This is a genomic window from Xylophilus sp. GW821-FHT01B05, assembly GCA_038961845.1.
Classification (GTDB): domain Bacteria; phylum Pseudomonadota; class Gammaproteobacteria; order Burkholderiales; family Burkholderiaceae_C; genus Xylophilus.
In genome coordinates, this window is sequence record CP152408.1 from 1,968,002 (window position 1) to 1,991,191 (window position 23,190).

17 protein-coding genes are annotated in these 23,190 nt (G+C 67.9%); 5 read left to right on the top strand and 12 right to left on the bottom strand.

Annotation, left to right across the window (positions count from 1 at the left end):
• Positions 1-3 precede the first annotated feature (3 nt).
• The 3 genes from AAFF27_09205 to AAFF27_09215 form a co-directional block, all read right to left on the bottom strand.
• Positions 4-2,547, bottom strand: coding sequence for a TonB-dependent siderophore receptor (locus AAFF27_09205; protein ID XAH25350.1), 2,544 nt, complete (start codon positions 2,545-2,547; stop codon positions 4-6).
• Positions 2,548-2,662: 115 nt separating this feature from the next.
• Positions 2,663-3,640 (bottom strand): FecR domain-containing protein, encoded by a 978-nt coding sequence (locus AAFF27_09210; GenBank protein ID XAH25351.1) that lies wholly within the window; start codon positions 3,638-3,640, stop codon positions 2,663-2,665.
• Positions 3,640-4,155, bottom strand: coding sequence for a sigma-70 family RNA polymerase sigma factor (locus AAFF27_09215; protein ID XAH25352.1), 516 nt, complete (start codon positions 4,153-4,155; stop codon positions 3,640-3,642). The genes AAFF27_09210 and AAFF27_09215 overlap by 1 nt, the downstream gene beginning before the upstream one ends.
• Positions 4,156-4,809: 654 nt before the next feature.
• Between AAFF27_09215 and AAFF27_09220 the strand changes: the two genes are divergently transcribed.
• On the top strand, positions 4,810-7,071 hold the full coding sequence (locus AAFF27_09220; protein XAH25353.1) for a choice-of-anchor U domain-containing protein: 2,262 nt from the start codon (positions 4,810-4,812) through the stop codon (positions 7,069-7,071).
• A gap of 180 nt (positions 7,072-7,251) precedes the next feature.
• On the opposite strand, the gene AAFF27_09225 is transcribed toward AAFF27_09220, so the two are convergent.
• The 3 genes from AAFF27_09225 to AAFF27_09235 form a co-directional block, all read right to left on the bottom strand.
• Positions 7,252-8,196: a VTT domain-containing protein gene (locus tag AAFF27_09225; protein ID XAH25354.1), complete on the bottom strand. Its 945-nt coding sequence runs from the start codon at positions 8,194-8,196 to the stop codon at positions 7,252-7,254.
• Positions 8,197-8,259: 63 nt separating this feature from the next.
• Positions 8,260-9,063 (bottom strand): aldolase, encoded by an 804-nt coding sequence (locus AAFF27_09230; protein ID XAH25355.1) that lies wholly within the window; start codon positions 9,061-9,063, stop codon positions 8,260-8,262.
• A 15-nt stretch (positions 9,064-9,078) separates the two neighbouring features.
• A complete protein-coding gene (locus AAFF27_09235; GenBank protein ID XAH25356.1) occupies positions 9,079-10,086 on the bottom strand; it encodes a tripartite tricarboxylate transporter substrate binding protein in 1,008 nt (335 codons plus the stop codon).
• 131 nt (positions 10,087-10,217) lie between these two features.
• On the opposite strand from AAFF27_09235, the gene AAFF27_09240 reads away from it, so the two are divergent.
• On the top strand, positions 10,218-11,120 hold the full coding sequence (locus AAFF27_09240; protein XAH25357.1) for a LysR family transcriptional regulator: 903 nt from the start codon (positions 10,218-10,220) through the stop codon (positions 11,118-11,120).
• Positions 11,121-11,139: 19 nt separating this feature from the next.
• Here the strand turns inward: AAFF27_09240 and AAFF27_09245 are convergent, their stop codons facing one another.
• From AAFF27_09245 to AAFF27_09265, 5 genes are read right to left on the bottom strand one after another with little or no spacing between them, the layout of a single operon-like run.
• Positions 11,140-12,267, bottom strand: coding sequence for an FAD-dependent oxidoreductase (locus AAFF27_09245; GenBank protein ID XAH25358.1), 1,128 nt, complete (start codon positions 12,265-12,267; stop codon positions 11,140-11,142).
• Between the two features lies 1 nt (position 12,268).
• Positions 12,269-13,789, bottom strand: a complete 1,521-nt coding sequence (locus AAFF27_09250; GenBank protein ID XAH25359.1) for an amidase family protein — start codon at positions 13,787-13,789, stop codon at positions 12,269-12,271.
• A gap of 25 nt (positions 13,790-13,814) precedes the next feature.
• Positions 13,815-14,984, bottom strand: a complete 1,170-nt coding sequence (locus AAFF27_09255; GenBank protein XAH25360.1) for a DSD1 family PLP-dependent enzyme — start codon at positions 14,982-14,984, stop codon at positions 13,815-13,817.
• Positions 14,981-15,961 (bottom strand): tripartite tricarboxylate transporter substrate binding protein, encoded by a 981-nt coding sequence (locus AAFF27_09260; GenBank protein XAH25361.1) that lies wholly within the window; start codon positions 15,959-15,961, stop codon positions 14,981-14,983. Before AAFF27_09260 ends, AAFF27_09255 begins: the two co-directional genes overlap by 4 nt.
• Positions 15,958-17,319, bottom strand: coding sequence for a D-serine ammonia-lyase (locus AAFF27_09265; GenBank protein ID XAH25362.1), 1,362 nt, complete (start codon positions 17,317-17,319; stop codon positions 15,958-15,960). Before AAFF27_09265 ends, AAFF27_09260 begins: the two co-directional genes overlap by 4 nt.
• 98 nt (positions 17,320-17,417) lie before the next feature.
• Here AAFF27_09265 and AAFF27_09270 point away from each other — a divergent pair, with 98 nt between their 5' ends.
• Complete coding sequence (locus AAFF27_09270) at positions 17,418-18,368, top strand: LysR family transcriptional regulator (GenBank protein XAH25363.1); 951 nt, start codon at positions 17,418-17,420, stop codon at positions 18,366-18,368.
• Between the two features lie 88 nt (positions 18,369-18,456).
• Here the strand turns inward: AAFF27_09270 and AAFF27_09275 are convergent, their stop codons facing one another.
• The gene (locus tag AAFF27_09275) at positions 18,457-19,515 is read right to left on the bottom strand and encodes an NAD(P)-dependent alcohol dehydrogenase (protein XAH25364.1); all 1,059 of its coding nucleotides are present in this window, start codon (positions 19,513-19,515) and stop codon (positions 18,457-18,459) included.
• Between the two features lie 695 nt (positions 19,516-20,210).
• Here AAFF27_09275 and urtA point away from each other — a divergent pair.
• Positions 20,211-21,482 carry an urea ABC transporter substrate-binding protein gene (urtA, locus tag AAFF27_09280; GenBank protein XAH25365.1) on the top strand — a complete coding sequence of 424 codons (1,272 nt, stop codon included), beginning with the start codon at positions 20,211-20,213 and terminating at the stop codon, positions 21,480-21,482.
• A 92-nt stretch (positions 21,483-21,574) separates the two neighbouring features.
• Complete coding sequence (gene urtB / locus AAFF27_09285) at positions 21,575-23,152, top strand: urea ABC transporter permease subunit UrtB (protein ID XAH25366.1); 1,578 nt, start codon at positions 21,575-21,577, stop codon at positions 23,150-23,152.
• Positions 23,153-23,190 lie beyond the last annotated feature (38 nt).

The window sequence follows — 23,190 nt, forward strand, 5'->3', positions numbered from 1 at the left end:
CGCTCACCAGCGGTAGGTGGCGCGTGCAATCACGCTGCGGCCCTCGCCGTAGAAGCAACTGGTGGTGGCGTAGTAGCAGGACTGGATGTAGCTCTTGTCGAACAGGTTGTTGACGTTGAGCGACAGGCGCCACGAGGCGTTCTCGTAGCTCACCATGGCATCGACCACGTTGTAGGCGGGCAGCTCGGCCGGGGTGGGCGTGCTGCCCAGCACATAGCCGCTGGTGCCGATGATGCGGCGTGCGCCGGCGCCGATCTTGACGCCGCGCCAGCCGTCTTGCGTGAACTTGTACACGCCCCACAGCGCCAGGTTGTGGCGCGGGATGCCCGAGGGCACGGTGCCCTGGTCGCCGCTGTTGCTGCGGGTGATCCTGGCGTCGGTATAGGTGTAGGCGCTGATCAGCTCCAGGTTGCGGTTGAGCTTGCCCTTGGCCTCCAGCTCCAGGCCGCGCGAGGTGATCTCGCCGGTCTGTATCGAGTAGCCGGCGTGGCTGGGGTCGGCGGTCAGCACGTCGGTGCGGCGCAGGTCGAACACCGAGGCGGTCAGCGACAGGGGCTGGTCCTTGGGCTCGTACTTCACGCCGGCTTCGTACTGCCGGCCCTTGGTGGGCTTGAACGGGTTGTTGCTGTAGTCCAGGCTGCCGGATTCGGGCTCGAACGAGGTGGCAAAGCTGGCGTAGGGCGCCAGCCCGCTGTCGAACAGGTAGACCGCGCCCACGCGGCCGGTGGCGGCCTGCACGTTGTTGCGGATGCTGACCTGGCTGGTCGGGCTGTTGGCCGATCCGTTGGTGAGCACGCCGCTGATGTTGCTGCGCGCCCAGTCCTGCCGCAGCCCGGCCAGCAGCACCCAGCGCTTGTCGATCTTGAGCTGCTCCTGCAGGTAGAGGCCGGTCTGGGTGGTGTCGGTGTCGAGGATACGGCTGGACTGCGCGTTGGGCGTGACCACGGCACCGTACACAGGGTTGAACAGGTCCAGCGCCGCCACGGTGCCGCGGCGCTCGTTGCGCACCCAGGGAATGCTGGCGTAGTCGATGCCCACCAGCGTGGTGTGCTCGAAAGCGCCGTGGCGCCACTTGGCCTGCAGCTGGGTGTCGACGTTGAAGGATTTGTACTGGTCGGCGCGGATAAAGCCAAAGCGGTTCAGCAGGCGCTGGTTGGCCGCCTGCAGGCCGCTGCCGTAGGCCGAGTCCCAGACCATGTCGGACTTGTAGTAGCGCGTGTTCTGCCGCAGGCTCCAGGTGTCGTTGAAGCGGTGCTCCAGCAGGTAGCCCAGCGACCAGGTCTTGGTGTCGTACTTGTCAAAGCCCGGCTCCCCCGTGAAGCGGCTGCGCGGCAGCTGGCCGTTGGGGTTGGCCAGCAGGCTGCCGGCCACCGGCAGGCCCCAGTTGTAGGCGGTGCGGGTGTGCTGGTAGGTGGCCAGCAGCGTTAGCGAGGTGTCGGCCGAAGGGCGCCAGGTCAGCGCCGGCGCAAGGTATTCGCGCTTGTTGGGGATGTAGTCGGTCTGGGTGTTGGAGTCGCGCAGCATGGCGGTGAGGCGATAGCTCCACACGCCTTCATTGCCCAGCGGGCCGCCCAGGTCCAGGCCCACTTGCTTGTGGTCGTAGCTGCCGGCCTGCACGTCGATCTCATGCAGGGGCGTATCGGTGGGCCGCTTTGAGGTCACGTTGATCACGCCGCCGGGCGTCACCTGCCCGAACAGCACCGAGCCCGGGCCGCGCAGCACGTCGATGCGCTCCAGGCCGTAGGCCTCGACCGTGGACGAATACATGGCCGGCGCCTGGCGCAGGCCGTCGCGGAACACCGGCGTGTTGGATGAGGTTGCCAGCCCGGCCGCAAAGCCGCGAATGTTGAAGGAATCGTCGGTCAGGTTCACGCCGCGCGTGCCGATCAGGCCGGGCGTGTAGCGCAGGGCGTCTTGCAGCGCGGGGGCGGCGCCCTGGTCGTCTATCTGGTCGCGCGTGATGACGCTCAGCGCCTGCGGCGTTTCGATGTTGGGCGTGTCGGTCTTGGTGGCCGTCAGGTTGCGGCGCGCGACATAGCCTTGCACGGGGCCGGTGGCGCTTTCCTGCTCGGCGCTGGCGGTGACCGTCACGGCGGGCATGGCGCGGGCGTCTTCACGCTCCGTGGCAGCGGCGGCGCGCAAGGAGTAGGCGCCGTTGGCGCCCCGCAGGATCTGCAGGCCCTGCCCGCGCAGCAGCTCGGCAAAGCCTTCCTGCACCGTGAAGCTGCCGGCCAGGCCGCTGCTGGTCTTGCCCTGGATCAGGGCGGCGTTGACTGACAGTTCGACGCCCGCCGCGCTGGCAAAGCTGTTCAAGCTGCGGTCCAGCGGGCCGGCCGGAATGCGGTAGCTGCGCTGCGGCTCGGCCATGCCCGCGGTTTGTGCCTGCGCCGAAGCTGCGGTGCCAGCCAGCGCGCCGAGCGCCAGGCCCATCAGGAAGGTCGCCCGTACCGCTGCGGCGGCGGCGCTCAATGCCAGTGTTGGCGTGCGGCGGTCAGGGGTGTGGGCGGGCGGGGAAGAAATCTGCTGTTGCGTGCGGCGGCATGCCATGACGGGGTCTTTCGGTTCGGAAGATGGATGAGTTGCTCAATAGGTCTTCCGAACGAGAAGGCAAAACCCTCAATGCCTTTTCAAAATAAATCTTCCCGCGTGGCTCAGCGCGCCCTCACCGCGATCTCACGGCCACCCAGTAGCGCGTGCGGTAGACCACATCCACCGGCAGGCCCAGCGTCAGGTTGAGCAGGGCCCGGTCGGTGTCGCGCAGCGAGAAGACGCCGCTCACCCGCAGCTCGGCAATGGCCGGGGCGCAGCGCAGCAGGCCGGGCCGGTAGCGGCCCAGCTCGGCCAGGAAATCCGCCACGCGCATGTTCTCTGCCACCAGCAGGCCGCGCGACCAGGCCGCGGCGCTCTCTTGCACGGCCACGGGCGGCTCCACCTGCTCGGCGGAGAAGGCCGTGCGCTGCCCGGCGTTGAGCCGCAGGGCCGCGCCATGCGCTGGGCGGATCTCTACAGCGCCCTCGAACACCGCGACGCGCGACACATCGCCGTCTTGCCGTGCCGTGAAGCGGGTGCCCAGCGCCTCTACCGTGCCGTGCCGGCTTTGCACGCGGAAGGGGCGGTGCACCGTGGCCGGGTCAGGCGCGGTGGTGACCAGGATTTCGCCCGCGCGCAGCACCACAAGGCGCTCTTGCTCGCTGAACTGCAGGTCGATGGCGGTGGCGGTGTTGAGCACGATGCGCGTGCCGTCGGGCAGCGTTACTTCGCGGATCTCGCCGGTGCGCGTGCTGAAGTCGGCGGCGGCGAACTGCCAGGCCTCGGTCTCACGCGCCGTGTAGGCCACGCCGCCCGCCAGCGCGGCCAGGCCGAGCAGTTGCAGCACCCGGCGCCGCGCGGCGTAGGCCGCCACGGCGGGCTCGCGCAGGGCGTGGCGCGCAATGCCCGTCGGCAGGCTGTGGAGCTTGTCTTCCATTACCTGCAGGCGGCCCCAGGCGCGCTCGTGGTCGGGGTGGGCGGCACGCCACTGCGCGCAGGCGGCGCGGTCGCCGTCGCTGGCCTCGCCCGACCACAGCCGGGCCATCCATTCGGCGGCGCGCTGGACTATCGCGGGATCGATAGGCGTTGGCTGGGCTTGGGCTTGCCCCATCAGGCGTGCGACCCGTACAGCGCCTGGTAGCAGGCCTGCAGCCCGGCGGCGATGTATTTCTCCACCGACGAGACCGACACCTGCAGCTTGGCGGCGATCTCGCGGTAGCTCAGGCCGTCGAGCTTGCACAGCAACAGGGCCGTGCGCGCCTTGCCCGGGAGGCGGTGCAGGATGGTGTCGATCTCTACCAGGGCCTCTATCACCAGGGCGCGGGCTTCTTCCGATGGCGCTTGCCGCTCGGGCTGTAGGCTCAGGGCTTCGAGGTAGGCGGCCTCGATCTGGCGGCGGCGGTACAGGTCAATGACCAGGCCATTGGCGATCTGGCTCAGGTGGCGGCGTGATTGCTCGGGCTGCGGCGTGCAGCCCGAAACCAGGACGCGCACATAGGTGTCGTGCGCCAGGTCTGCCGCGTCAAAGGCGTTGCCCAGCTTCTTGCGCAACCAGCCCCGCAGCCAGCCGTGGTGGTCGCTGTAGAGGGTTTCGATTGCCTGGAGGGGAGGGGCGGCCGCTGGCATGCTGGAAAGATCTGGCCGATCGCCAAATATAGATGCGAATTGTTCGCAATTGTATTTTGGCAGCGCAAGACATGGCAAGAAGGGCCTGCTTCGCCCGGGCGCCGGGTTGTGCCAAACCAACATGAAAGGGGCGTGCGCGCAGTCTTTGGTTTCTGGTAACTACTCACGCCCCATTCGCCCTGAGCCGGTCGTTGGGCTTGGTGATGCGTGGCAGGGCTTTGACAAGCTCGACCCGAACGGTACGGGAAGCTGAGTAGTTGCCAAAAGTGGTGGCCACTCAGCTCCCCTGTGCCGTGTGATCTGTTGGCAGATCTTGTGTCTTGCAGGCGGCGGTGTCGCTGGCGATGGCGGTGCACGCGTGTGGCGTGGAAGTGGCGCTACTTAATTAGTAGCTGCAAGCCGGCGGATATCCTGCACTTCAGGCACTTTTGTATCTGAAATGCAGGATATGCACCGGCATAGCGCTATGTTTTTTGATTTCCCGCATGCGGCACGTGTTCACGATTTGCATGCAAGGCCGGCCAGAACGCCCCACCGCCACCGCGCCGACCAGGCAGCGGCCTACCTAGTTTCGGGGATGTACAGCTTGTTGCAAGCTGGGCAGCATCGGCGGCATTGGCGTGTCCATCCCGGGCGCGCGCGCAGGACCGTCCCATGCCCGCCTTGCACCGCTTCCTCATCCCCCTGGCCCTGCTGCTGGGCCTGCACGGCGCCGCCCAGGCCGCCATCTGCCGCGTGGCCGCCGACGGCAGTGCTGACGCCGACGCCGCCGCCGACGGCAGCAGTTGGACCCCGGCCACCACGCTGCAGGCGGCGCTGGGCAATGCCAACTGCGACGAGATCTGGGTCCAGCAGGGCCTGTACAAACCCACCACCGACGACGACCGCACGGTCAGCTTTGCCATCAACCGCCCGCTCAAGCTCTACGGCGGCTTCACCGGCCGGGAAACCGCGCTGGCAGAGCGCAGCGGCGATAGCAGCAGCACCACGCTCTCGGGCGACATCGGAACGGAGGGCGACAGCAGCGACAACAGCTACCACGTGCTGGTCATAGGCGGGACGGACCGCACTACCGGCAACGGCAGCTACACCAGCGCCGATACCGTGGTCGATGGCTTCACGGTGACGGCGGGGCAGGCGAATGGGGTGGGCTTCAACGGCTGGGGCGGCGGCCTCTACTGCAATGGCAGCGGGGCGGGCAAGGTGTGCAGCCCGCTGCTGGCCGGGCTGGTCTTCCAGGGCAATGCAGCCACCTTCGGCGGGGCGATCGTCAACGATGGCTTCATCGGCGGCAGCAGCAGCCCTGCCATCACCAACACCACCTTCAGCGGCAATTCAGCCGCCAGCGGCGGGGCGATCTTCAACCATGGCACCTCCGGCAGCAGCAGCCCCGCCATCACCAACACCACCTTCAGCGGCAATTCAGCCGCCAGCGGCGGGGCGATCTACAACTATGGCCGCTCCGGTAGCAGCAGCCCCGCCATCACCAACACCACCTTCAGCGGCAATTCAGCCGCCGGCAACGGCGGGGCGATCTACAGCTATGGCGGCTTCGGCAACAGCAGCGCCACCATCACCAACACCACCTTCAGCGGCAATTCAGCCACCGGCAGTGGCGGGGCGATCTACAACACCGGCAACTCCGGCAACAGCAGCCCCGCCATCACCAACGCCACCTTCAGCGGCAATTCAGCCGCCACCGGCGGGGCGATCTACACCACTGGCGATGGCGCGACCACCAGCCGCCCCAGCGTGACCCGCTCGGTGTTCTGGGGCAATACGGCTGGCAGTAACGGTGCCCAGGCGTGGACTGATGGCAACGCCCAGATCACCTTCAACAACAGCCTGATCCAAGGGGGCTGCGCCAGCGGTGGTACCGGCGGCGGCACCTGCTCCGGCCCGCTGTTGACCGCTGACCCGCTACTCGGCCCCCTGCAGAACAACGGCGGCCCCACACCCACCATGCTGCCGGCGGCCAATAGCCCGGTCATCGATGCGGGCGGCGCTTGCACCGGTAGCGACCAGCGCGGCGTGGCCCGCCCGCAGGGCGGTGCCTGCGATCTGGGTGCGGTGGAGCGGCGACAGGGCAACTACACACTGGACGTTGCCGTGACGGGCGCAGGCAGTGTCAGCGCGGGGGCTGCGCCTGTGCCCGCTGTAGGCAGCATCACCAACTGCACAACTGCCGGTGGTGCGGCCTGCACGGCCGGCTATGCGATCGACTCCACGCCCGCAGCCAGCGTCACCTTGACCGCCACGCCCGATGCGGGCGCGACCTTCCTCGGCTGGGGCGGTGCCTGTATCGGCACCGGCACCTGCACCGTCACGATGGACCAGGCGCGCAGCGTGACCGCCAGCTTCGTCCTCAGCAGCTTCACCGGCGGCTTGCCTGGTGGCGGCAATGCCACGGCGGCGCTGGCGGGGGGAGGCGCGGGCTGCACGCTGGTGCCCGGCAACACCGGCTTTGCCAGCCCGGCCAGCACGCCGCCGGGGGTGAGCTTCCCGCAAGGGGTGTTTGCCTTTAGCGCCAGCGGCTGCACCGCCGGCAGCAGCGTGACCTTGACACTGACCTACCCGCAAGCCCTGCCGGCCGGGGCGCAGTACTGGAAGTTTGGCCCCACGGCGGCCAATGCCACGGCGCACTGGTTTGTGCTGCCGGGCGCCACGATCAATGGCAACACCGTCACCTTCAGCATCACCGACAACGGCGACGGTGACTCTGACCCGGCCCCGGGCGCCATCACCGACCCGGGCGGTGTGGGCGTGCTGGCCGTGGCCGGCGGCGGCGTGACGGCGATCCCGGTGGATGCGCCCTGGATGCTGGGGCTGTTGACGCTGTTGCTGGGCGGGGCGGCTTGGCGTGCCAGGCGGGTGGGCTACAGGCAGGGCCAAGGGCACTCATTTATTGATAGCTGATAGCCCAGGATGCAGCTGGGTTGGCAAAAGGCACGCCTGCTTCGGTCATGAAGCGCCAGACCTCGCGGCGGTGACGCGCAGGCGCTTGGGCAGATTGAACGCCTTGCTCTGCTGGTGGCGGCCCTGTCTGTTGCGGGGCGCCTCCGAGGGCAAGACCTCCGGGTGCAGCCGCGCCCCGCGCTAGTCGGCGGGTGCGAGAGCAGAGGCCGTATGCGGCGGGGCCTGGTAGCCGGCAGCGGCCGCATAGCCGCCCTCCAGTGCCCAGACCCGCTCGAAGCCTGCCTTGTGCAGGCGCTCGGCCAGCAGGGCGGCCGAGATCTCGTGCGGGCAGGCGCAGTAGACGACGATGTCGTGCGCGGCCGCCGGGTCCAGCTCCAGGGCGGTGATCGGGTGGCGCATGTCAAAGCTGCGGGCGCCGGGCAGGCGCGCCGGGGCGTTGGGGCGCACGTCGATCAGCACCGCGTCGCGGCCCTCGGCCTGCCAGCGCAGCCAGTCGGCGGCGGGCAGGCGCGGGATGTGGCTGAGCCGCCGCCGCAGGTGGCGGCGCTGCAGCCAGCGCCAGCTGATGTAGGCCACCAGCGCCGCACCGGCCATGAGCAGGCCCAGGCGGCCCCAGCGGTCGAGCGCGTCCAGCACCAGGCCCACCTGCCGCGAAAACAGCGCACCCAGCGCCAGCGCCGTGCCCGCCCAAAGCGCCGCGCCCGCCACGTCATAGGGCAGGAAGCGGCGCAGCGGCGTGCGGTTTTGCCCGGCCATGACGATGGCCAGCGCGCTGGCGCCAGGCAGGAAGCGGGTCACCAGCAGTACGCGCGGCCCGGCGTGCTGGTAGCGCTGCTGGGTCTGGCGCACGCAGGAGTCGGGCGACAGCGATACACGGCAGATGCTGCCCAGCAGGCGCGTGCCGTAGCGGCGGCCGGCCCAGTACCAGCCGCTGTCGGCGATCAGGCAGGCCAGCACGCAGGCCAGCAGCACCACCGGCCAGAACAGCGCCCCCTGCGCGCACAGCGCGCCGGCGCTGACCAGCAGCGGCGAGGTGGGAATCGGCAGCCCGGCCTGCTGCAGCAGCACGCCACCAAACACCAGCAGCACGCCGTAGGTGACAAGAAGGGTTTGGAGGGTGGGCACCGCAGCATGGTAGTGCGGCGCGAAAAGGCGCGTGGGGCGCAGGGCATCCGGCGCCTCAAGGCTTTAACTGCCGAACCGGCCCTCACCCATGAAGCTGCTGTCCGACTGGAGAAGCTTGCGTGCGTAGTACTCAAAGGTTCGCTGCGTACGCTTGGGCGTAAGGATCCAGTCGCGCGCCTCCCGGCCCTTGTCGGGGTCGATCGGCTTCAAGGTGCCCGCCGCCATGGCCGTGAGTTGCAGCTTGGCGGTGCGCTCGACCTGGTGGGCGAGTACATAGGCTTCATCCATCGAGTGCGTTGCCACCAGTTGGCCGTGGTGGGCCAGCAGGATGACCTTCTTGTCGCCCAGCGCGCCGGAGATGAGCTCGCCTTCCTCGTTGCCGACAGGTATGCCGGGCCAGTGGGGCAGGAAGGCGCAGTTGTCATAGAGGACGGCCGAGTCCATGCAGGAGACCTCCAGCGGTACCTCCAGCAGCGACAAGGCGACGACGTGGAATGGATGCGTATGGACGATGCAGTTGACCGACGGCTTTTCGTTGTAGATCCACATGTGGAAGCGGTTGGCCGCGTTCGCCATCCCGTCCCCTTCGAGCACATTGAGGTCTTCGTCAACCAACAGCAGATTCTCGGCCGTAGCCTCATCCATGCCGATGCCAAATTGCTGGGTGTAGTAGGTGTGGGGTTTCGGCCCCCTCACGGTGATCTGGCCCGACATGCCCGAGTCGTGGCCGCAGGCATACACCATGCGGCAGAGCAGCGCGAGCCGCTGCCGGGTGCTCCATTGGGGGCCGTCTCCGAAATGCCGGGACATCTCGGAGATCGCGTGCTGTACCAAGTCGCTCTTTGACAGTTCGTAGGTGTTTTCCATTCGGGATCTCCTTTTTCAATCCACTTTGATGTTGTTGGTCTTGACGACGTCAGCCCACTTCTTGCTCTCGGACCTGACAAATTCGCCGAATTGCGCGGGCGAGCTTCCCACCGGGGTTGCGCCTTGTGCCGCAAGTTTCTCGATGGTCTCCGGGTCCGACAGCGCCTTTTTGATGCCGGCGGCCAGCGTGCCGATGATCGGCGCCGGCGTGCCCGCCGGGGCAAACAGCCCGTACCAGTTTTCGGCCACCACACCGGGGTAGCCCAGTTCGGCCAGTGTCGGCACATCGGGCAGCAGCTTGGAGCGCGTACTGCCCAAGGTGGCCCACAGCTTGACCTTGCCGGAGGCCACAAAGGGCCGGAACGTGAAGTAGGTATCGATCATGATCGGCACCTGCCCGGAGATCAGATCAACGACCGCGGGGCCTCCACCTTTGTACGGAACATGCTGCAGCGGCATGCCCGCATCATGTCCCAGTCGAGCGCCAGACAGGTGGAACACGGTGCCCGAGCCCGAGCTGGCGATGGCACCAAGAGAGGGCGTTTTCTGGACGTTGGCACGGAAGGTCTGGAAGTCCGCCTCAGGCCTGCGGCCAGACGCTGCCAGCACGATCAGCGCATTCACCATCTGGCTGACCGGGACGAAGCCCGTCACAGGGTCAACGCTCACTTTGAAGAAGTTGGGCGCAATCACGTGGCTGGCCGGCCCGACCAGCAGCGTATAGCCGTCGGCAGCGGCACGGCCGACATAGTCCGAGCCTATGGAGCCGCCAGCGCCGGGCTTGTTCTCAATGATGACCGGCTGCCCCAGCTCCGTTGCCAGCTTTTGCCCGATCAGGCGTGTGACCGTGTCTGCGCCCCCGCCGGGCGGGAAACCCACAATGAGGTGGATCGGCTTCTCCGGATAGCCCGGTGCATTTGCCTCTGCTGCGCCACAGGCGATGTGGACCATTCCAAGCAGGGCAACTGCAATCAATCTGACGTTTGCCATGTCTTCTCCAGGATGTGCGGCTTGAGGGGCCAAGCAGCTGCATGGCTATGCTCGCCGGGCACTCGGCGCATCACAATCTGGAATTTCCTTCGACTGCTTTCGGCAACGCCGAAGCGGCATGTTTCCTGCACCGGCGCCCACGACCAGCTCACAAGAGGAGAGACATGCTCAAGCTCGATCTACAAGATCTCCGCCTGGTGGTGGCGGTGGCCGACACGGGCAGCATCACGGCCGGTGCGGCCTCGGTGCATTTGGCGGTGGCCTCGGCCAGCGAGCGGCTGAAGATGCTGGAAGCATCCACGGGCGCCGTGCTGTTCGAGCGCCGGCCCCGCGGCGTGGTGCCCACGGCCGCGGGCGCTACGCTTCTGCGGCATGCGCAGGCCATGCTCGGGCACGCAGATGGTTTGGCGCAAGAGCTCGACCGGCTGGCGCAGGGCCTGCAGGGCGAAGTGCGCGTTGCCGCGAATTCGGTCGCGCTATCGCACTTCCTGAAAGAGCCCCTCATCCGATTTCTTGGCGAGAACCCGGGGGTGAATGTGGTCCTGAAGGAGGTCACCAGCACCGATGCCCTGGAGATGGTGCTGCGGCACGAGGTGGCGGTGGGCATCTCGGCATTGGGTGAGGCGCACAAAGACCTGCAGGTGAAGCCACTTTTCGTGGACCGGCTCGTGGCCGTGGTGGCGCCCAGCCATCCCCTGGCGCATCAGCGGCAGGTGTGCTTCGCCGAGCTGCTCGAATTCGACATGCTGGCTTTTGGCACCCGCTCTGCGCTGCAGCGCTTTGTCGATGCCCAGGTGCAGATGCTGGGCCGAAGGGTCAACCGCCGCGTGGAAGTGGACGACCTGGAGACGCTGTGCCGAATGGCGGCGGCGGGCATCGGCGTCGGTGTCATGCCCTGGAGCTTTGCCTGCAGATTTCAGGCGGAGATGGGCATTCGCCTGATCCCGCTGGCCGAGTCATGGAGCGAACGCCGCGTGGGGGCGTTCTGGAGCGAGGCCGGCCTGAGCAAGATGGCCGAACGTTTTCTCGCCTCCCTGGCGGCCGAGCCGTCCTTCCCCCTGCACTAGGAGCCGGCCAGACGGCCCCTCAGCGCAGGCGCTCGGGTGCCAGCCGCGCCGGCTCCACGCCCTCGGCCCGCAGCACTTCAGGCAAGGCCTGCCCCAGCAACAAGCTGCGCGCCAACTGGGCCGCGCCGGCAGCGCTCTGGATGCCGTAGCCGCCCTGGGCGGCGAGCCAGAAGAAGCCTTCCTGCTGCGGCTCCCAGCCGATCACCATGTCGCCATCGGCCACGAAGGAGCGCAGGCCGGCCCAGCTGCGGTGCGGCCGGCGGATGCTCATGGTGGTGGCCTGCTCGATGTTGTGGATGCCGATGGCCACGTCCAGCTCTTCCGGCACCACGTCGTGTGGCTGCACCGGGTCGGCATTGGCAGGCGAGCCCAGCAGCACGCCGGCGTCGGGCTTGAAGTAATAGCTTTCGTCGATGCCGACCACGGCCGGCCAATGCGCTACGTCCACGCCCGCAGGCGGTGCAAAGGTGAAGGCGGTGCGGCGGCGTGGCTCCAGGCCGATGCGCGCCACGCCGGCCAGGTCGGCCACGGTGTCGGCCCAGGCGCCGGCGGCGTTGACGATGTGGCGCGCCTGCAGCGCGCTGCCGTCGGCCAGCGTCACCGTCCAATAAGCGTCGCTGCGCTGCAGGCCGGTGACATGCGCATCGGTGCGCAACTGGCCGCCCCGGCGCCGAAAGCCGCGCAGGTAGCCCTGGTGCAGCGCATGCACGTCGATGTCGCTGGCGCCGCCTTCGGCAATGCCCATGGCGGCGGCCTCGGGCCGCAGGCAGGGCACGGCGGCCAGCAGCGCGTCGCGCGCTACGCGCTGCACGTCGCCGCCGCGCTCCGACAAGTCCTGCCAGGCGGCATCAAACAGCGCGCCCTGGTCCGGGCCGGCCACATGCAGCACGCCGCGCGGTGTGAGGATGGGGTCGCTGCCAAAGACTTCGGGCGGAGCGTCGAAGAAGGGGCGGCTGGCCCGCGTCAGCGCGCGGATCGCGGGCGTGCCGTAGCTCTCCATGTAGAGCGCGGCAGAGCGGCCGGTGGTGTGGTAGCCGGGCTGGTCCTCGCGCTCCAGCAGCACGGTGGGCGCGTGGGCAGAGATCTCGTAGGCGGCGGAAGCACCGGCGATGCCGGCGCCGATGATGGCGAAGTCGTAGCGGTTCATATCAGACGACCGATGCGGTGCCAGTGCTCACCTTTGCATCCAGGATCGGCGGCGCAGTCACGATGGAGTTCAACGCCGGCTCGGCGTGGCGCAGCTTGCTGGCGTCGGGGATAGGGCGGCGCAGCGCGGCGTTGCCGGCAAAGGCTTGTTCCATGGCGTGGGCCACGCCCAGTGTGTGGCGGTCGGCACGGAAGCGGCCGACGATCTGCAGGCCAAAGGGCAGGCCGGCGCTGTCGGTGCCGCAGGGCAGGCTGAGCGCGGGGTGGGTGGTCAGCGTGGTGACATAGGTCAGCGACAGCCAGCGGTAGTAGTTCTCTTGCTGCTCGCCGTTGATGGCGGCCACGTAGGGCTCGGTCCAGGGCATGGGCGAGACCGGCGTGGTGGGGGCGAGGATCACGTCGAACTGCTCGAACGCGGCCTGGAAGCGCTTCAAGATCTTGGTCTGCTCGGCCTGGGCCCAGGCGCAGTCGAGCAGGCGCATGGCCGCGCCCATCTCGTAGTTGGCGCGCGGGTTGGGGCCCAGGCTGGACGGGTCGCGCTCATAGGCCTCGCGCATGCCGGCCACAAAGGCCTCGGCGCGCAGCACGTCGAAGCAGCGGTGCACCTCGCCCAGGTCGATGTTGATCGGCTCGCAGCTGCGGAACAGGTGCTTCATGGCGGCGATCTTGTCGCGGAACACGGCGCGTATGCCGTCGTCCACCGCGCAGGCGCCAAAGTCTTCGGTGTAGCCCACGCGCAGCTTGCCCAGGTCTACGTTCTGCGGCAGCAGGAAGGACAGGGGATCGAGCTCGTAGGTGAGCGGGTCGCTGGCCGACAGGCCCGCCGTGGCGGCCAGTTGCAGGCAGGCATCGGCCACGGTGCGGCCCATGGGGCCGACGACGGAGATCGGCGTCCAGCCCAGCGGCTTGCGCGAGCTGGGCACCACGCCGGGCGAGGGCCGGAAGCCCACCACGCCGCACTTGGCGGCCGGGATGCGCAGCGAGCCGCCGGTGTCCGAGCCGGTGCAGACCGGCAGCATGTCCAGCGCCAGCGCGGCGGCCGAGCCGCCCGAAGAGCCGCCCGCGTTCAGGTTGGGATTGAACGGATTGCCGGTGGCGCCCCAGACCGGGTTGCGCGAATTGGCGCCGGCGCCCATCTCGGGCACGTTGGTCTTGCCGGCGACGATGGCGCCGGCCGCGCGCAGCCGCGACACCAGCAGGTTGTCGGCCGCGGGCACATTGCTGCGGTAGATGGGCGAGCCGTAGGTGGTCAGCAGGCCGGCGGTTTCTTCGAGGTCCTTCACGCCCAGCGGCAGGCCGTGCAGCAGGCCCAGCGGCGCGCCGCTCAGCACGGCTTTTTCAGCCGCGCGGGCCTCGCCCCGGGCACGCTCAAAGCAGGTGGCAGTGACGGCGTTGACGTAGGGGTTGACGGCTTCGATGCGGGCAATGCAGGCGTCCAGCAGTTCTACCGGCGACAACTGCTTGGCGCCGACCAGGCGGCGCAGTTCGGTGGCGGGGAGGGCGACGATGTCTTCGGGGTTCATGCTTTGTCTCTTGGATGGAAATGGCTCAGCGGCTGAGCCCGCGTGCGCTGATGGGCCAGACGGATTCGACCACGTCGCCACGGAAGCCGACCAGCTCGTCGTGCAGGTTGAAGGTGGGGTCGCAGTGGCCGGGCACCAGTTGCAGCACGCTGCCCAAGGGCGGCAGCGTTGCATCGTCTATGGGCTGGACGATGCCGTGCTCGTCATTGGCCTGCACATAGCGCAGCGTGCTGCTGGCCGCGCCCTGCTGCCAGATGGCGGGCAGGCCGGAGTCCACCGCCAGCGACTTGAGCCCGGCATCGGTCACCACATGCGTACGGGTGGTGGCGCTCATCACCGTGGTGGCCAGGAACAGCGCGTGCTCGAAGCGCAGGGCGCCGGCATATTCGTTGTCGCCGTAGTCGCGGTCCATGAAGGCATAGGAGCCGGGCTGCACCTCGGTGTAGACGCCGCTGGCCAGGTCGAACTCCACGCTGCCGCTGCCGCCGCCGGTCACGGTAGGGCAAGCCACGCCGGCCTTTGCCAGTGCTGCCACGACCTGGCCCGTGCGCTCGGCCGCCTGCTGCGCGCGGCTGCGGCGCTCGGCATGGGCGCGCAGGTGCTGCAGGCTGCCGTGGTAGGCCTGCAGCCCGCGAAAGCTGAGCTGCGGGTGCTGCGCGATCTGCTCCACCAGGCGCAGCACGGCGTCGGCATCGGCCACGCCGCAGCGGCCCTGGCCGATGTCGATCTCTACGAACACGCCCAGCTGGCTGCCTGCGGCATGCGTGGCGCCGGCCAAGGCGCTGATCTGCGCGGCGTCGTCCACGCACACGCTGATGCGTGCGTGCTGGGCTAGTTGCGCCAGCAGCACGGCTTTGGCGGGCGATGCCAGCTGGTTGCTGATGTGGATGTCGGTTATGCCGGCCTGCACAAAGGGGATCGCCTCGCTCGCCTTCTGGCAGCAGATGCCAACCGCACCGCGCGCCACCTGCGCCAGCGCCACGGCCGGGGTCTTGTGCGCCTTGGCATGGGGGCGCAGCTGCACGCCGGCGGCAACGGCTGCGGCCTGCATGCGGTCCAGGTTGCGCTCGAACGCGGCCAGGTCCAGCAGCAGCGCGGGGGTATCCACGCTGGCCAGCGGCGCGCCCGGCACGGCGGCCGGCGCCAGGGTCAAGAGCTGCGGCGTGGCGGTGATCGGCGGGGCGTCGTTTTTCATTCGGCCTGGATCTTGGCACGCTGCGCCACGGCGCGCATCACGGGCAGTTCTTTCTCGATCATGGCGCTCACGGCCGCACCGTTCTTGTAGGTGGCCTCCAGCCCGATGGAGACAAATTTCTGGCGCACTTCCGGCAGGGCCACGGCATCGGCCAGGGCCTTCTCCAGCTTGGCCTTGACCTCGGGCGGCAGGCCGTGCGGCGCCACCACGGCGATCCAGGTGTCGGTATCCACATCAAAGCCGTACTCGGCAAAGGTCGGCACATCGGGCAGCAGGGGCGAGCGCTTGGCGGTGGTGACGGCAATCGCCTTGATCTTGCCGGTCTTGAGCTGCGGGATGGCGGCCGAGACGGTGTCCACCGAGAACGGCACCTGCCCGCCCATCAGGTCGGTCATGGCCGGTGCGCTGCCTTTGTAGGGCACGTGCGTGAGCTGCGTGCCGGTGGCGTGCAGGATCAGCTCGCCCGCGAACTGCGCGGTGGTACCGGTGCCAAAGGAGGCATAGGCGTACTTGCCCGGCGCGGCCTTGGCGAGCGCGACGAACTCCTTCGGGTTGTTGGCGGGGGTGTCCTTGCTGGCCAGCAGGATCAGGCCGGTGCGGCCGACCAGCCCGATCGGCTCAAAGCTTTTCACCGGGTCATAAGGCAGCTTGGGCTGGATCGCCGGGTTGACGGTGAAGGTGGTGCCCGAGCTGATCAGCAGCGTGTAGCCGTCAGCCGGCGCCTTGGCGGTAAAGCCCGCGCCAATGATGGTGCCCGCGCCGGCCCGGTTGTCGGCCACCACGGGCTGGCCCAGCTTGTCGCCCAGCGCCTTGGCCACCATGCGCCCGATCACGTCGGTGGCGCCGCCCGGCGGGAACGGGATCACCAACTGGATCGGGCGCGACGGGTAGGCCGCATCGGCCCAGGCTGGGGCCGATGCGGTCAGGGCGGCCATGGTCGCCAGGGCGGCGCAGGCAAGGAAGGACGTGTGTTTCATGGGTGCGCTTTGCTGGGGGTTGGGGTGACGGGGGAAAGAGGTGGCACGGCGGCGCCGCGCGCATGGAAGCGGGCGTATTCCTCGTCGGGCACAAACAGCCCGCCGGTGGTCCAGGCGATGTGCGTGGCCTGGGGCATCAGCGCCTCCAGCCGGTGCTGGCGCAGATAGGCCTGGCCGGCAGCGCTGTCGCGCAGCATGGCGGGACCGGGCAGGCCGGCGGCGGCTGATGGTTCGATGCGGATGTTTTCCGTGGCCGCAGCCTGGTACAGCAGCGGGAACAGCGCCTCGTCCTCGACCGTGTAGACGCCGGCCAGCAGCGGGCGCACCGCGGCGGCGGCTAGTTCAGAAGCGCGCGGCACGGCCAGGCCGTCGGCCTCGGTGTGGTTGTCCAGGCCGATGTCGTAGACCGAGGGGTTGGCGCCCAGGTGGCTGAACGCCGGCGTGCCCGCCAGCATCTGCAGCATGAAGCAGGGCGAGCGCGTGGGCTCGGCAAAAAAGCAGTGCACGTGCGGGCCGTAGATCTGCGCCAGGCCAAAGGCAATGCCGCCCGGGGCGCCGCCCACGCCGCAGGGCAGGTAGACGAACAGCGGGTGCGCGGCGTCTACCTTGCGGCCCAGGGCGTCGAGCTGGCGCGCCAGCTGCGGCGCGGCCGCCGCATAGCCCAGCAGCAGCGAGAGCGAGCGCTCGTCATCCACAAAGTGGCAGGCCGGGTCGGCATCGGCCGCGCGGCGGCCGGCGGCCACGGCCTCTGCGTAGTCGCCGGCGTGCTCGACCACTTCCACGCCCCGGTTGCGCAGGCGCTGCTTCTTCCAGTCCTTGGCGTCGGCCGACATGTGCACCACGGCCTGAAAGCCCAGCGCCGAGGCCATCACGCCAATCGCCAGGCCCAGATTGCCGGTAGAGCCCACGGCGACCTGGTGGCGGGCGAACAGCGCGCGCGCCTCGGCCGAGGCCAGGCTGCGGTAGTCGCCATCCAGCGCCAGCAAGCCGTGGCGCTGGGCCAGTGCCTCGGCATGCTCCAGCACCTCGTGGATGCCGCCGCGCGCCTTGATCGAGCCTGCCACTGGCAGCGCATGGTCGGCCTTGACCAGCAGGGTGCCAAAGTCTGGTGCCATGCCCAGCGCCTGCTGCAGCCGGGGCACCGGCAGCAGCTCGGACTCGATCACGCCGGCGCTTGGGGCCAGCTCGGGAAACAGTTCTGCCAGCAGCGGCGCAAAGCGGGCGAGCCGGGCGACCGTGGCATCAACATCAGCGCTGCTAATGCTCAGCCGGTGCCCCCCGCGACCGCGCTGATCCGAGGTCCAGAGCACGGGGCGGCCGCTCTTCAGGTGGTCGAGCGGAGCGCAAAGATCAGTCATGGCAATGGGGGTAGAGCAGGGCCCGCCATTGTTGGATGCCCCGCTGTGCCCCGCAACGCATTTATAGTCGTCCGTCAATTAGCTGGACTAATAGCCAAATGGACATTCGCCTTACACCTTCGCTGCTTGCATGGTTGCGGTGCTTCGAGGCCACGGCCCGGTGCATGAGTTTCACCAAGGCCGCCTCGGAACTGTGCATTACCCAGGGTGCGGTCAGCCAGCAGGTCAAGCACCTGGAAGACTGGCTGCAGCGCCCGCTGTTCTTGCGCACGCCGCGCGCGCTGCTGCCCACGCCCGAGGGCCAATGGCTGGCGACCGTGCTGCGCGAATCCTTTCAGGCCATGGAAGGCACGCTGGCGCAACTACGCAGCCCGCCGCGCGACGACCGCCCGCTGGCGCTGAGCTGTGCGCCATCCTTTGCCATGGGCTGGCTCACGCCGCGCCTGGGTGATTTCTTTCGCGCCCACCCGGAGGTCGGGCTGCGGGTCATGGGCGAATTCCATGTGCTGGACCGCGAGCGCATGGCGCGCGACGGCGTGGCCGCGGCCGTGCGCTTTGACCTGGGCGACTACCGCGACCTGCAGGCCACCGAATTTTTGGACGAATGGCTGCTGCCGGTGGCCAGCCCGGCCTTCCTCGCCGCCCACCCCACGTTGCGCACCCCCGCCGACCTGCGCGCACCCATGCTGCTGCACGACACCAGCGCCTGGATCGGCGCCAGCCCTTTTGAGGAATGGGAGCACTGGCTGCACCAGGCCGGGGCCCAGGTGCCGCAGTTGGAGCTGGGCCACCACTTCAACCTGTCGCAACTGGCCCTGGCCGCCGCGCTGGCGGGCCAGGGCATGGCCATGGGCCGCGCGGCCCTGGTGCTGGACGACCTGGTGGCCGGCCGGCTGGTGGCGCCCTTTGCGCTGCCGGTGCTATCCAGGGCGTCGTACCACTTCGTCTCGGCCCCGCAGCCGGCGGCGCATACCGTGCTGGTGCAGGCCTGGATCGCGGCGCAGGCGGCGCGGTTTCGGGGCGAGCGGAATCGGGTGTTGGGGGTTTAGCCTAAATATTGGTCAAATATGCCTTTTGCCCAGGTGCCACCTGGGCTTGTAGCTATCTATTTGGTAGTTTCAGGCTGGCCGTCGGCGTTCAAGCCGCCTTCAAGGTCGCCATGTCCACCACAAACCGGTACTTCACGTCGCTCTTCAACATGCGCTCATAGGCGGTGTTGATCTCGTCCATGCGGATGGTTTCGATGTCCGACACGATGCCGTGCTGGGCACAGAAATCCAGCATCTCTTGCGTCTCCTTGATGCCGCCGATGAGCGAGCCGGCCAGGCGGCGGCGCTTCAGGATCAGGTTGAACACGGTGGGCGAGGGGTGCGGGCTGTCGGGGGCGCCGACCAGGGTCATGGTGCCGTCGAGCTTGAGCAGGGCCAGGAAGGGATCCAGGTTGTGCGGCGCGGCCACGGTGTTGAGGATGAAGTCAAAACTGCCGGTGTGCGCGGCCATCTCGTCGGCGTTCTTGGACACGACGACTTCCTTGGCGCCCAGGCGCAGCGCGTCTTCGCGCTTGCTGGCCGTGGTGGTGAACAGCACCACGTGCGCGCCCATGGCCGCGGCGATCTTCACGCCCATGTGGCCCAGTCCGCCCAGGCCGACGATGCCGACCTTGCTGCCCGGGCCGATGTTCCATTGGCGCAGCGGCGAGTAGGTGGTGATGCCCGCGCACAGCAGCGGCGCCACGGCGGCCAGCGAGGCTTCGTCGTGCGAGATCTTCAGCACGAAGGATTCACGCACCACCATGTGGTCGGAGTAGCCGCCGTAGGTGTTGCCGCCGGTGCCCTGCTCGGGGCCGTTGTAGGTGCCGGTAAAGACGTTGTCGCAGTACTGCTCCAGGCCATCGGCGCAGGGCTGGCAGTGCTGGCAGCTGTCGACCATGCAGCCCACGCCGACCAGGTCGCCCACCTTGAACTTGCTGACCAGATCGCCCACGGCGGTGACGCGGCCGACGATCTCGTGGCCCGGCACCGTGGGGTAGACGGTGTTGTGCCATTCGTTGCGCGCGGTGTGCAGGTCTGAATGGCAGACGCCGCAGTGCAGCACGTCGAGCGCCACATCCAGCGGGCCGGGGGCGCGCCGCTCGAAGCTGAAGGGGGCGAGGGCGGCGGTGGGGGCGGTTGCGGCGTAGCCGAGTGCAGTAGTCATGGCGGTAGAGGTCAATAGCAAAGCGGCGACCCTATTCCATTCCAGCGTGCCGCGTGTGACGGTCGGTGACAGCATATTGGCAGCAGGGCCTTTGAGTCGCCAGGGACTGGTCGCCAAGCCGCGTGCTAGTGAGACCATCCCTTTCAAGGGCTCGTGATCTGCTCAGCTTCATCAACGGTGTGGGACAGCCGAACAGCCGGCCCCACCCCAACCCTTCCCCAGTGGGGGAGGGAGCAATACCGGGCCGAGCGCAGCGATGGCCCGTGTGGCTGTCCCGGGTCCCCTCTGTGGCGTCGAGGAGCGGAAGAGTCGGCAGGTTGCCGCGCGTAGCGCGGATGGCGAGGACTGTTTGAGCGAAGCGAGTTCCGCAGCCACCTGCCGACTCTGAGCACCGCAGAGCAGTCCGGCAAAGCCGGACCGCCACAGCGGGGTCGCCTTCTCTTTGGTGACTTTCTCTTGGCGACACAAGAGAAAGTTACTCGCCCGCCGGGGCGAACTCCCGGCACCCGCCGCCTGCAAGGCAAAAGAGCATGGGATATCTCAAAGACCTTGAAAGGGATGCTAGCGAGACCGCATACGCCACCCGGCGTATTTCGCATACAGGGCGCCGTCCATAGCATCCCTCCCATCGCCACACATGGCTGCCCCGTCGGGCAGCCGGGCGGCGACCCAATCCCTACCTCTGGAGAGATGCAATGCAACGTCGATTTACCCTCAAGGCGCTCACCGCCGCTGTCGCGCTGGCCAGTCTTTCCGCTGCGCCGGCCTTTGCCGCCGACACCATCAAGGTCGGCATCCTGCATTCGCTGTCGGGGACGATGGCGATCTCAGAAACAGCGCTGAAAGACATGGCGCTGATGACCATCGCCGAGATCAACGCCCAGGGCGGCGTGCTGGGCAAGCAGCTGGAGCCGGTGATCGTCGACCCGGCCTCCAACTGGCCGCTGTTCGCAGAAAAGACCAAGCAGTTGCTGGGCCAGGACAAGGTGGCGGTGATCTTCGGCTGCTGGACCAGCGTGAGCCGCAAGTCGGTGCTGCCGGTGGTCGAGGAAATGAATGGCCTGCTGTTCTACCCCGTGCAGTACGAGGGCGAAGAGCTGTCCAAGAACGTGTTCTACACCGGTGCCGCGCCCAACCAGCAGGCCATCCCTGCGGTGGAATACCTGATGAGCAAGGCCGGCGGCGGCGCCAAGCGCTTCGTGCTGCTGGGCACCGACTACGTCTACCCGCGCACCACCAACAAGATCCTGCGCGCCTTCCTCAAAAGCAAGGGCGTGAAGGATGCGGACATCGACGAGAAGTACACCCCCTTCGGCCATAGCGACTACCAGACCATCGTCGCCGACATCAAGAAGTTCTCGCAGGGCGGCAAGACGGCGGTGATCTCCACCATCAACGGCGACTCCAACGTGCCCTTCTACAAGGAGCTGGGCAATGCCGGCCTGAAGGCCAAGGACGTGCCGGTGGTCGCCTTCTCGGTGGGCGAAGAAGAGCTGCGCGGCGTCGACACCAAGCCGCTGGTGGGCCACCTGGCCGCATGGAACTACTTCATGTCGGTCAAGAACCCGACCAACACCGCCTTCATCAAGCAGTGGAGCGAGTACGCCAAGGCCCAGAAGCTGCCCGGCCAGATGGACAAGCCGCTGACCAACGACCCGATGGAAGCCACCTACATCGGCATGCACATGTGGAAGCAGGCCGTGGAGAAGGCCAAGAGCACCGACACCGACAAGGTGGTGGCCGCCATGGCCGGCCAGACCTTCAAGGCGCCGGACGGCTTCACGGTCGAGATGGACCCGAAGAACCACCACCTGCACAAGCCCGTGTTCATTGGCGAGATCAAGGCCGACGGCCAGTTTGGCGTGGTGTGGAAGACCCCGGCACCGATCAAGGCCCAGCCCTGGAGCCCCTTCATCGAAGGCAACGACAAGAAGCCTGATTACCCGGCTGGCAAGTCTGCCTCCTGAGCTGTCCCATAGGCATGCACGGGCCCGCTCCCCGCATGGAGGGCGGGCCTTTTTCTCTTGATTCTTTCGACCATGTCCAACCGAGGTTCCTGATGCTGCGGAAATCGATCCAGGCCGCGCTGATTACCGCCTTGCTGTTGTCAGGCGCCGCGCACGCGCTGACGCCGGCCGAGGCCACGGCCATGGCCACCGGCGACACCGACGACCGCGTGACCGCCATCAACCAGGCGGTGCTGAGCGCAGACGCCAAGACCGTGGCCTTCTTCCAGGCCATGGCCGACGATGCCGTCAAGACCACGGCCAGCCAGGTCTACCTAATGAAGGACGACAAGGGCTACGACCCGGTCACGGGTGCTGAACTGAAGCTGCCCGACGACGCCGAGGATGTCGTCAACAACAACCTGCTGCGCAGCACGCTCGACACGGCCATGGCCGCACTGCAATTGGCCAGCCCGGATGACAAGGTGCGCGGCGACGCGGTGCAGGTGCTGCTCAACGAACCCGACGAATCACGCTTGCCGCTGGTGGAAAAGGCGCTGGCGGCCGAGCAGGTGCCGGCCATCAAGGCCAAGCTGGAGCGCGTGCGCGCGGCCAGCATGCTCGACAGCGCAGACAAGGCACACCGGCTCGAAGCGGCCGCCAGCCTGGCGGACAGCGGCAGCCCCGAGGTCAAGCTTTTGCTCAACGAGCGCCTGGCCAAGGAAGAGGACGCTGGCGTCAAGGCCGCGCTGCTGGCTGCCGTGCACAGCATCGATGGCCGCCTGGTCTGGGGCGACCGCATCAACGCGGTCTTCAGCGGCATCAGCCTGGGCTCGGTGCTGCTGCTGGCGGCGTTGGGCCTGGCCATCACCTACGGCCTGATGGGCGTCATCAACATGGCGCATGGCGAGCTGATGATGATCGGCGCCTATGCCACCTACGTGGTGCAGGGCCTGTTCCAGCGCTACCTGCCCGAGGCCTGGTTTGGCGGCTACCTGGTGGCGGCGATTCCGGTGGCCTTTCTGGCATCGGCGCTGGTCGGCGCCGTGATCGAGCGCGGTGTGATCCGCTTCCTCTACGGCCGCCCGCTGGAGACGCTGCTGGCCACGTGGGGCATCAGTCTGATGCTGCAGCAACTGGTGCGCACGGTATTTGGCGCGCAGAACGTGGGCGTAGAGAACCCGTCATGGATGAGCGGCGGCTTCACCATGCTGGGCAACGTGGCGCTGCCGTGGAACCGCATCTGCATCATCATCTTTGCTGGCCTGGTGCTGCTGGCCATGGCCTGGCTGATTGGCCGCACGCGGCTGGGCCTGTTTGTGCGCGGTGTTACGCAGAACCGGCCTATTGCATCCTGCATGGGCGTGAACACGGCACGCATCGATACCTATGCATTTGCGCTGGGCTCGGGCATCGCGGGGCTGGCGGGCTGCGCGCTGAGCCAGATCGGCAACGTGGGGCCGGACCTGGGCCAGGGCTACATCGTGGATTCGTTCATGGTGGTGGTGCTGGGCGGCGTCGGCCAGCTCGCCGGCACGGTGTACGCGGCCATGGGCCTGGGCATTCTCAACAAGTTTCTGGAGGGCTGGACTGGCGCGGTGCTGGCCAAGATCGCCGTGCTGGTCTTCATCATCGTTTTCATTCAGAAGCGGCCGCAGGGCATCTTTGCGATGAAAGGACGAGAGGCATGAAACACCCCCAGGCTACGCACTTGAGAAATCCACGCACC

What these genes read in the sequence shown, in the direction of transcription:
- AAFF27_09275 (XAH25364.1), bottom strand. Translation starts at nt 19,515, where the DNA reads ATGACTACTGCACTCGGCTACGCCGCAACCGCCCCCACCGCCGCCCTC.
- AAFF27_09210 (XAH25351.1), bottom strand. Translation starts at nt 3,640, where the DNA reads ATGGGGCAAGCCCAAGCCCAGCCAACGCCTATCGATCCCGCGATAGTC.
- AAFF27_09260 (XAH25361.1), bottom strand. Translation starts at nt 15,961, where the DNA reads ATGAAACACACGTCCTTCCTTGCCTGCGCCGCCCTGGCGACCATGGCC.
- AAFF27_09255 (XAH25360.1), bottom strand. Translation starts at nt 14,984, where the DNA reads ATGAAAAACGACGCCCCGCCGATCACCGCCACGCCGCAGCTCTTGACC.
- AAFF27_09205 (XAH25350.1), bottom strand. Translation starts at nt 2,547, where the DNA reads ATGGCATGCCGCCGCACGCAACAGCAGATTTCTTCCCCGCCCGCCCAC.
- AAFF27_09240 (XAH25357.1), top strand. Translation starts at nt 10,218, where the DNA reads ATGCTCAAGCTCGATCTACAAGATCTCCGCCTGGTGGTGGCGGTGGCC.
- AAFF27_09230 (XAH25355.1), bottom strand. Translation starts at nt 9,063, where the DNA reads ATGGAAAACACCTACGAACTGTCAAAGAGCGACTTGGTACAGCACGCG.
- AAFF27_09265 (XAH25362.1), bottom strand. Translation starts at nt 17,319, where the DNA reads ATGACTGATCTTTGCGCTCCGCTCGACCACCTGAAGAGCGGCCGCCCC.
- AAFF27_09220 (XAH25353.1), top strand. Translation starts at nt 4,810, where the DNA reads ATGCCCGCCTTGCACCGCTTCCTCATCCCCCTGGCCCTGCTGCTGGGC.
- AAFF27_09250 (XAH25359.1), bottom strand. Translation starts at nt 13,789, where the DNA reads ATGAACCCCGAAGACATCGTCGCCCTCCCCGCCACCGAACTGCGCCGC.
- AAFF27_09270 (XAH25363.1), top strand. Translation starts at nt 17,418, where the DNA reads ATGGACATTCGCCTTACACCTTCGCTGCTTGCATGGTTGCGGTGCTTC.
- AAFF27_09215 (XAH25352.1), bottom strand. Translation starts at nt 4,155, where the DNA reads ATGCCAGCGGCCGCCCCTCCCCTCCAGGCAATCGAAACCCTCTACAGC.
- AAFF27_09245 (XAH25358.1), bottom strand. Translation starts at nt 12,267, where the DNA reads ATGAACCGCTACGACTTCGCCATCATCGGCGCCGGCATCGCCGGTGCT.
- urtA (XAH25365.1), top strand. Translation starts at nt 20,211, where the DNA reads ATGCAACGTCGATTTACCCTCAAGGCGCTCACCGCCGCTGTCGCGCTG.
- urtB (XAH25366.1), top strand. Translation starts at nt 21,575, where the DNA reads ATGCTGCGGAAATCGATCCAGGCCGCGCTGATTACCGCCTTGCTGTTG.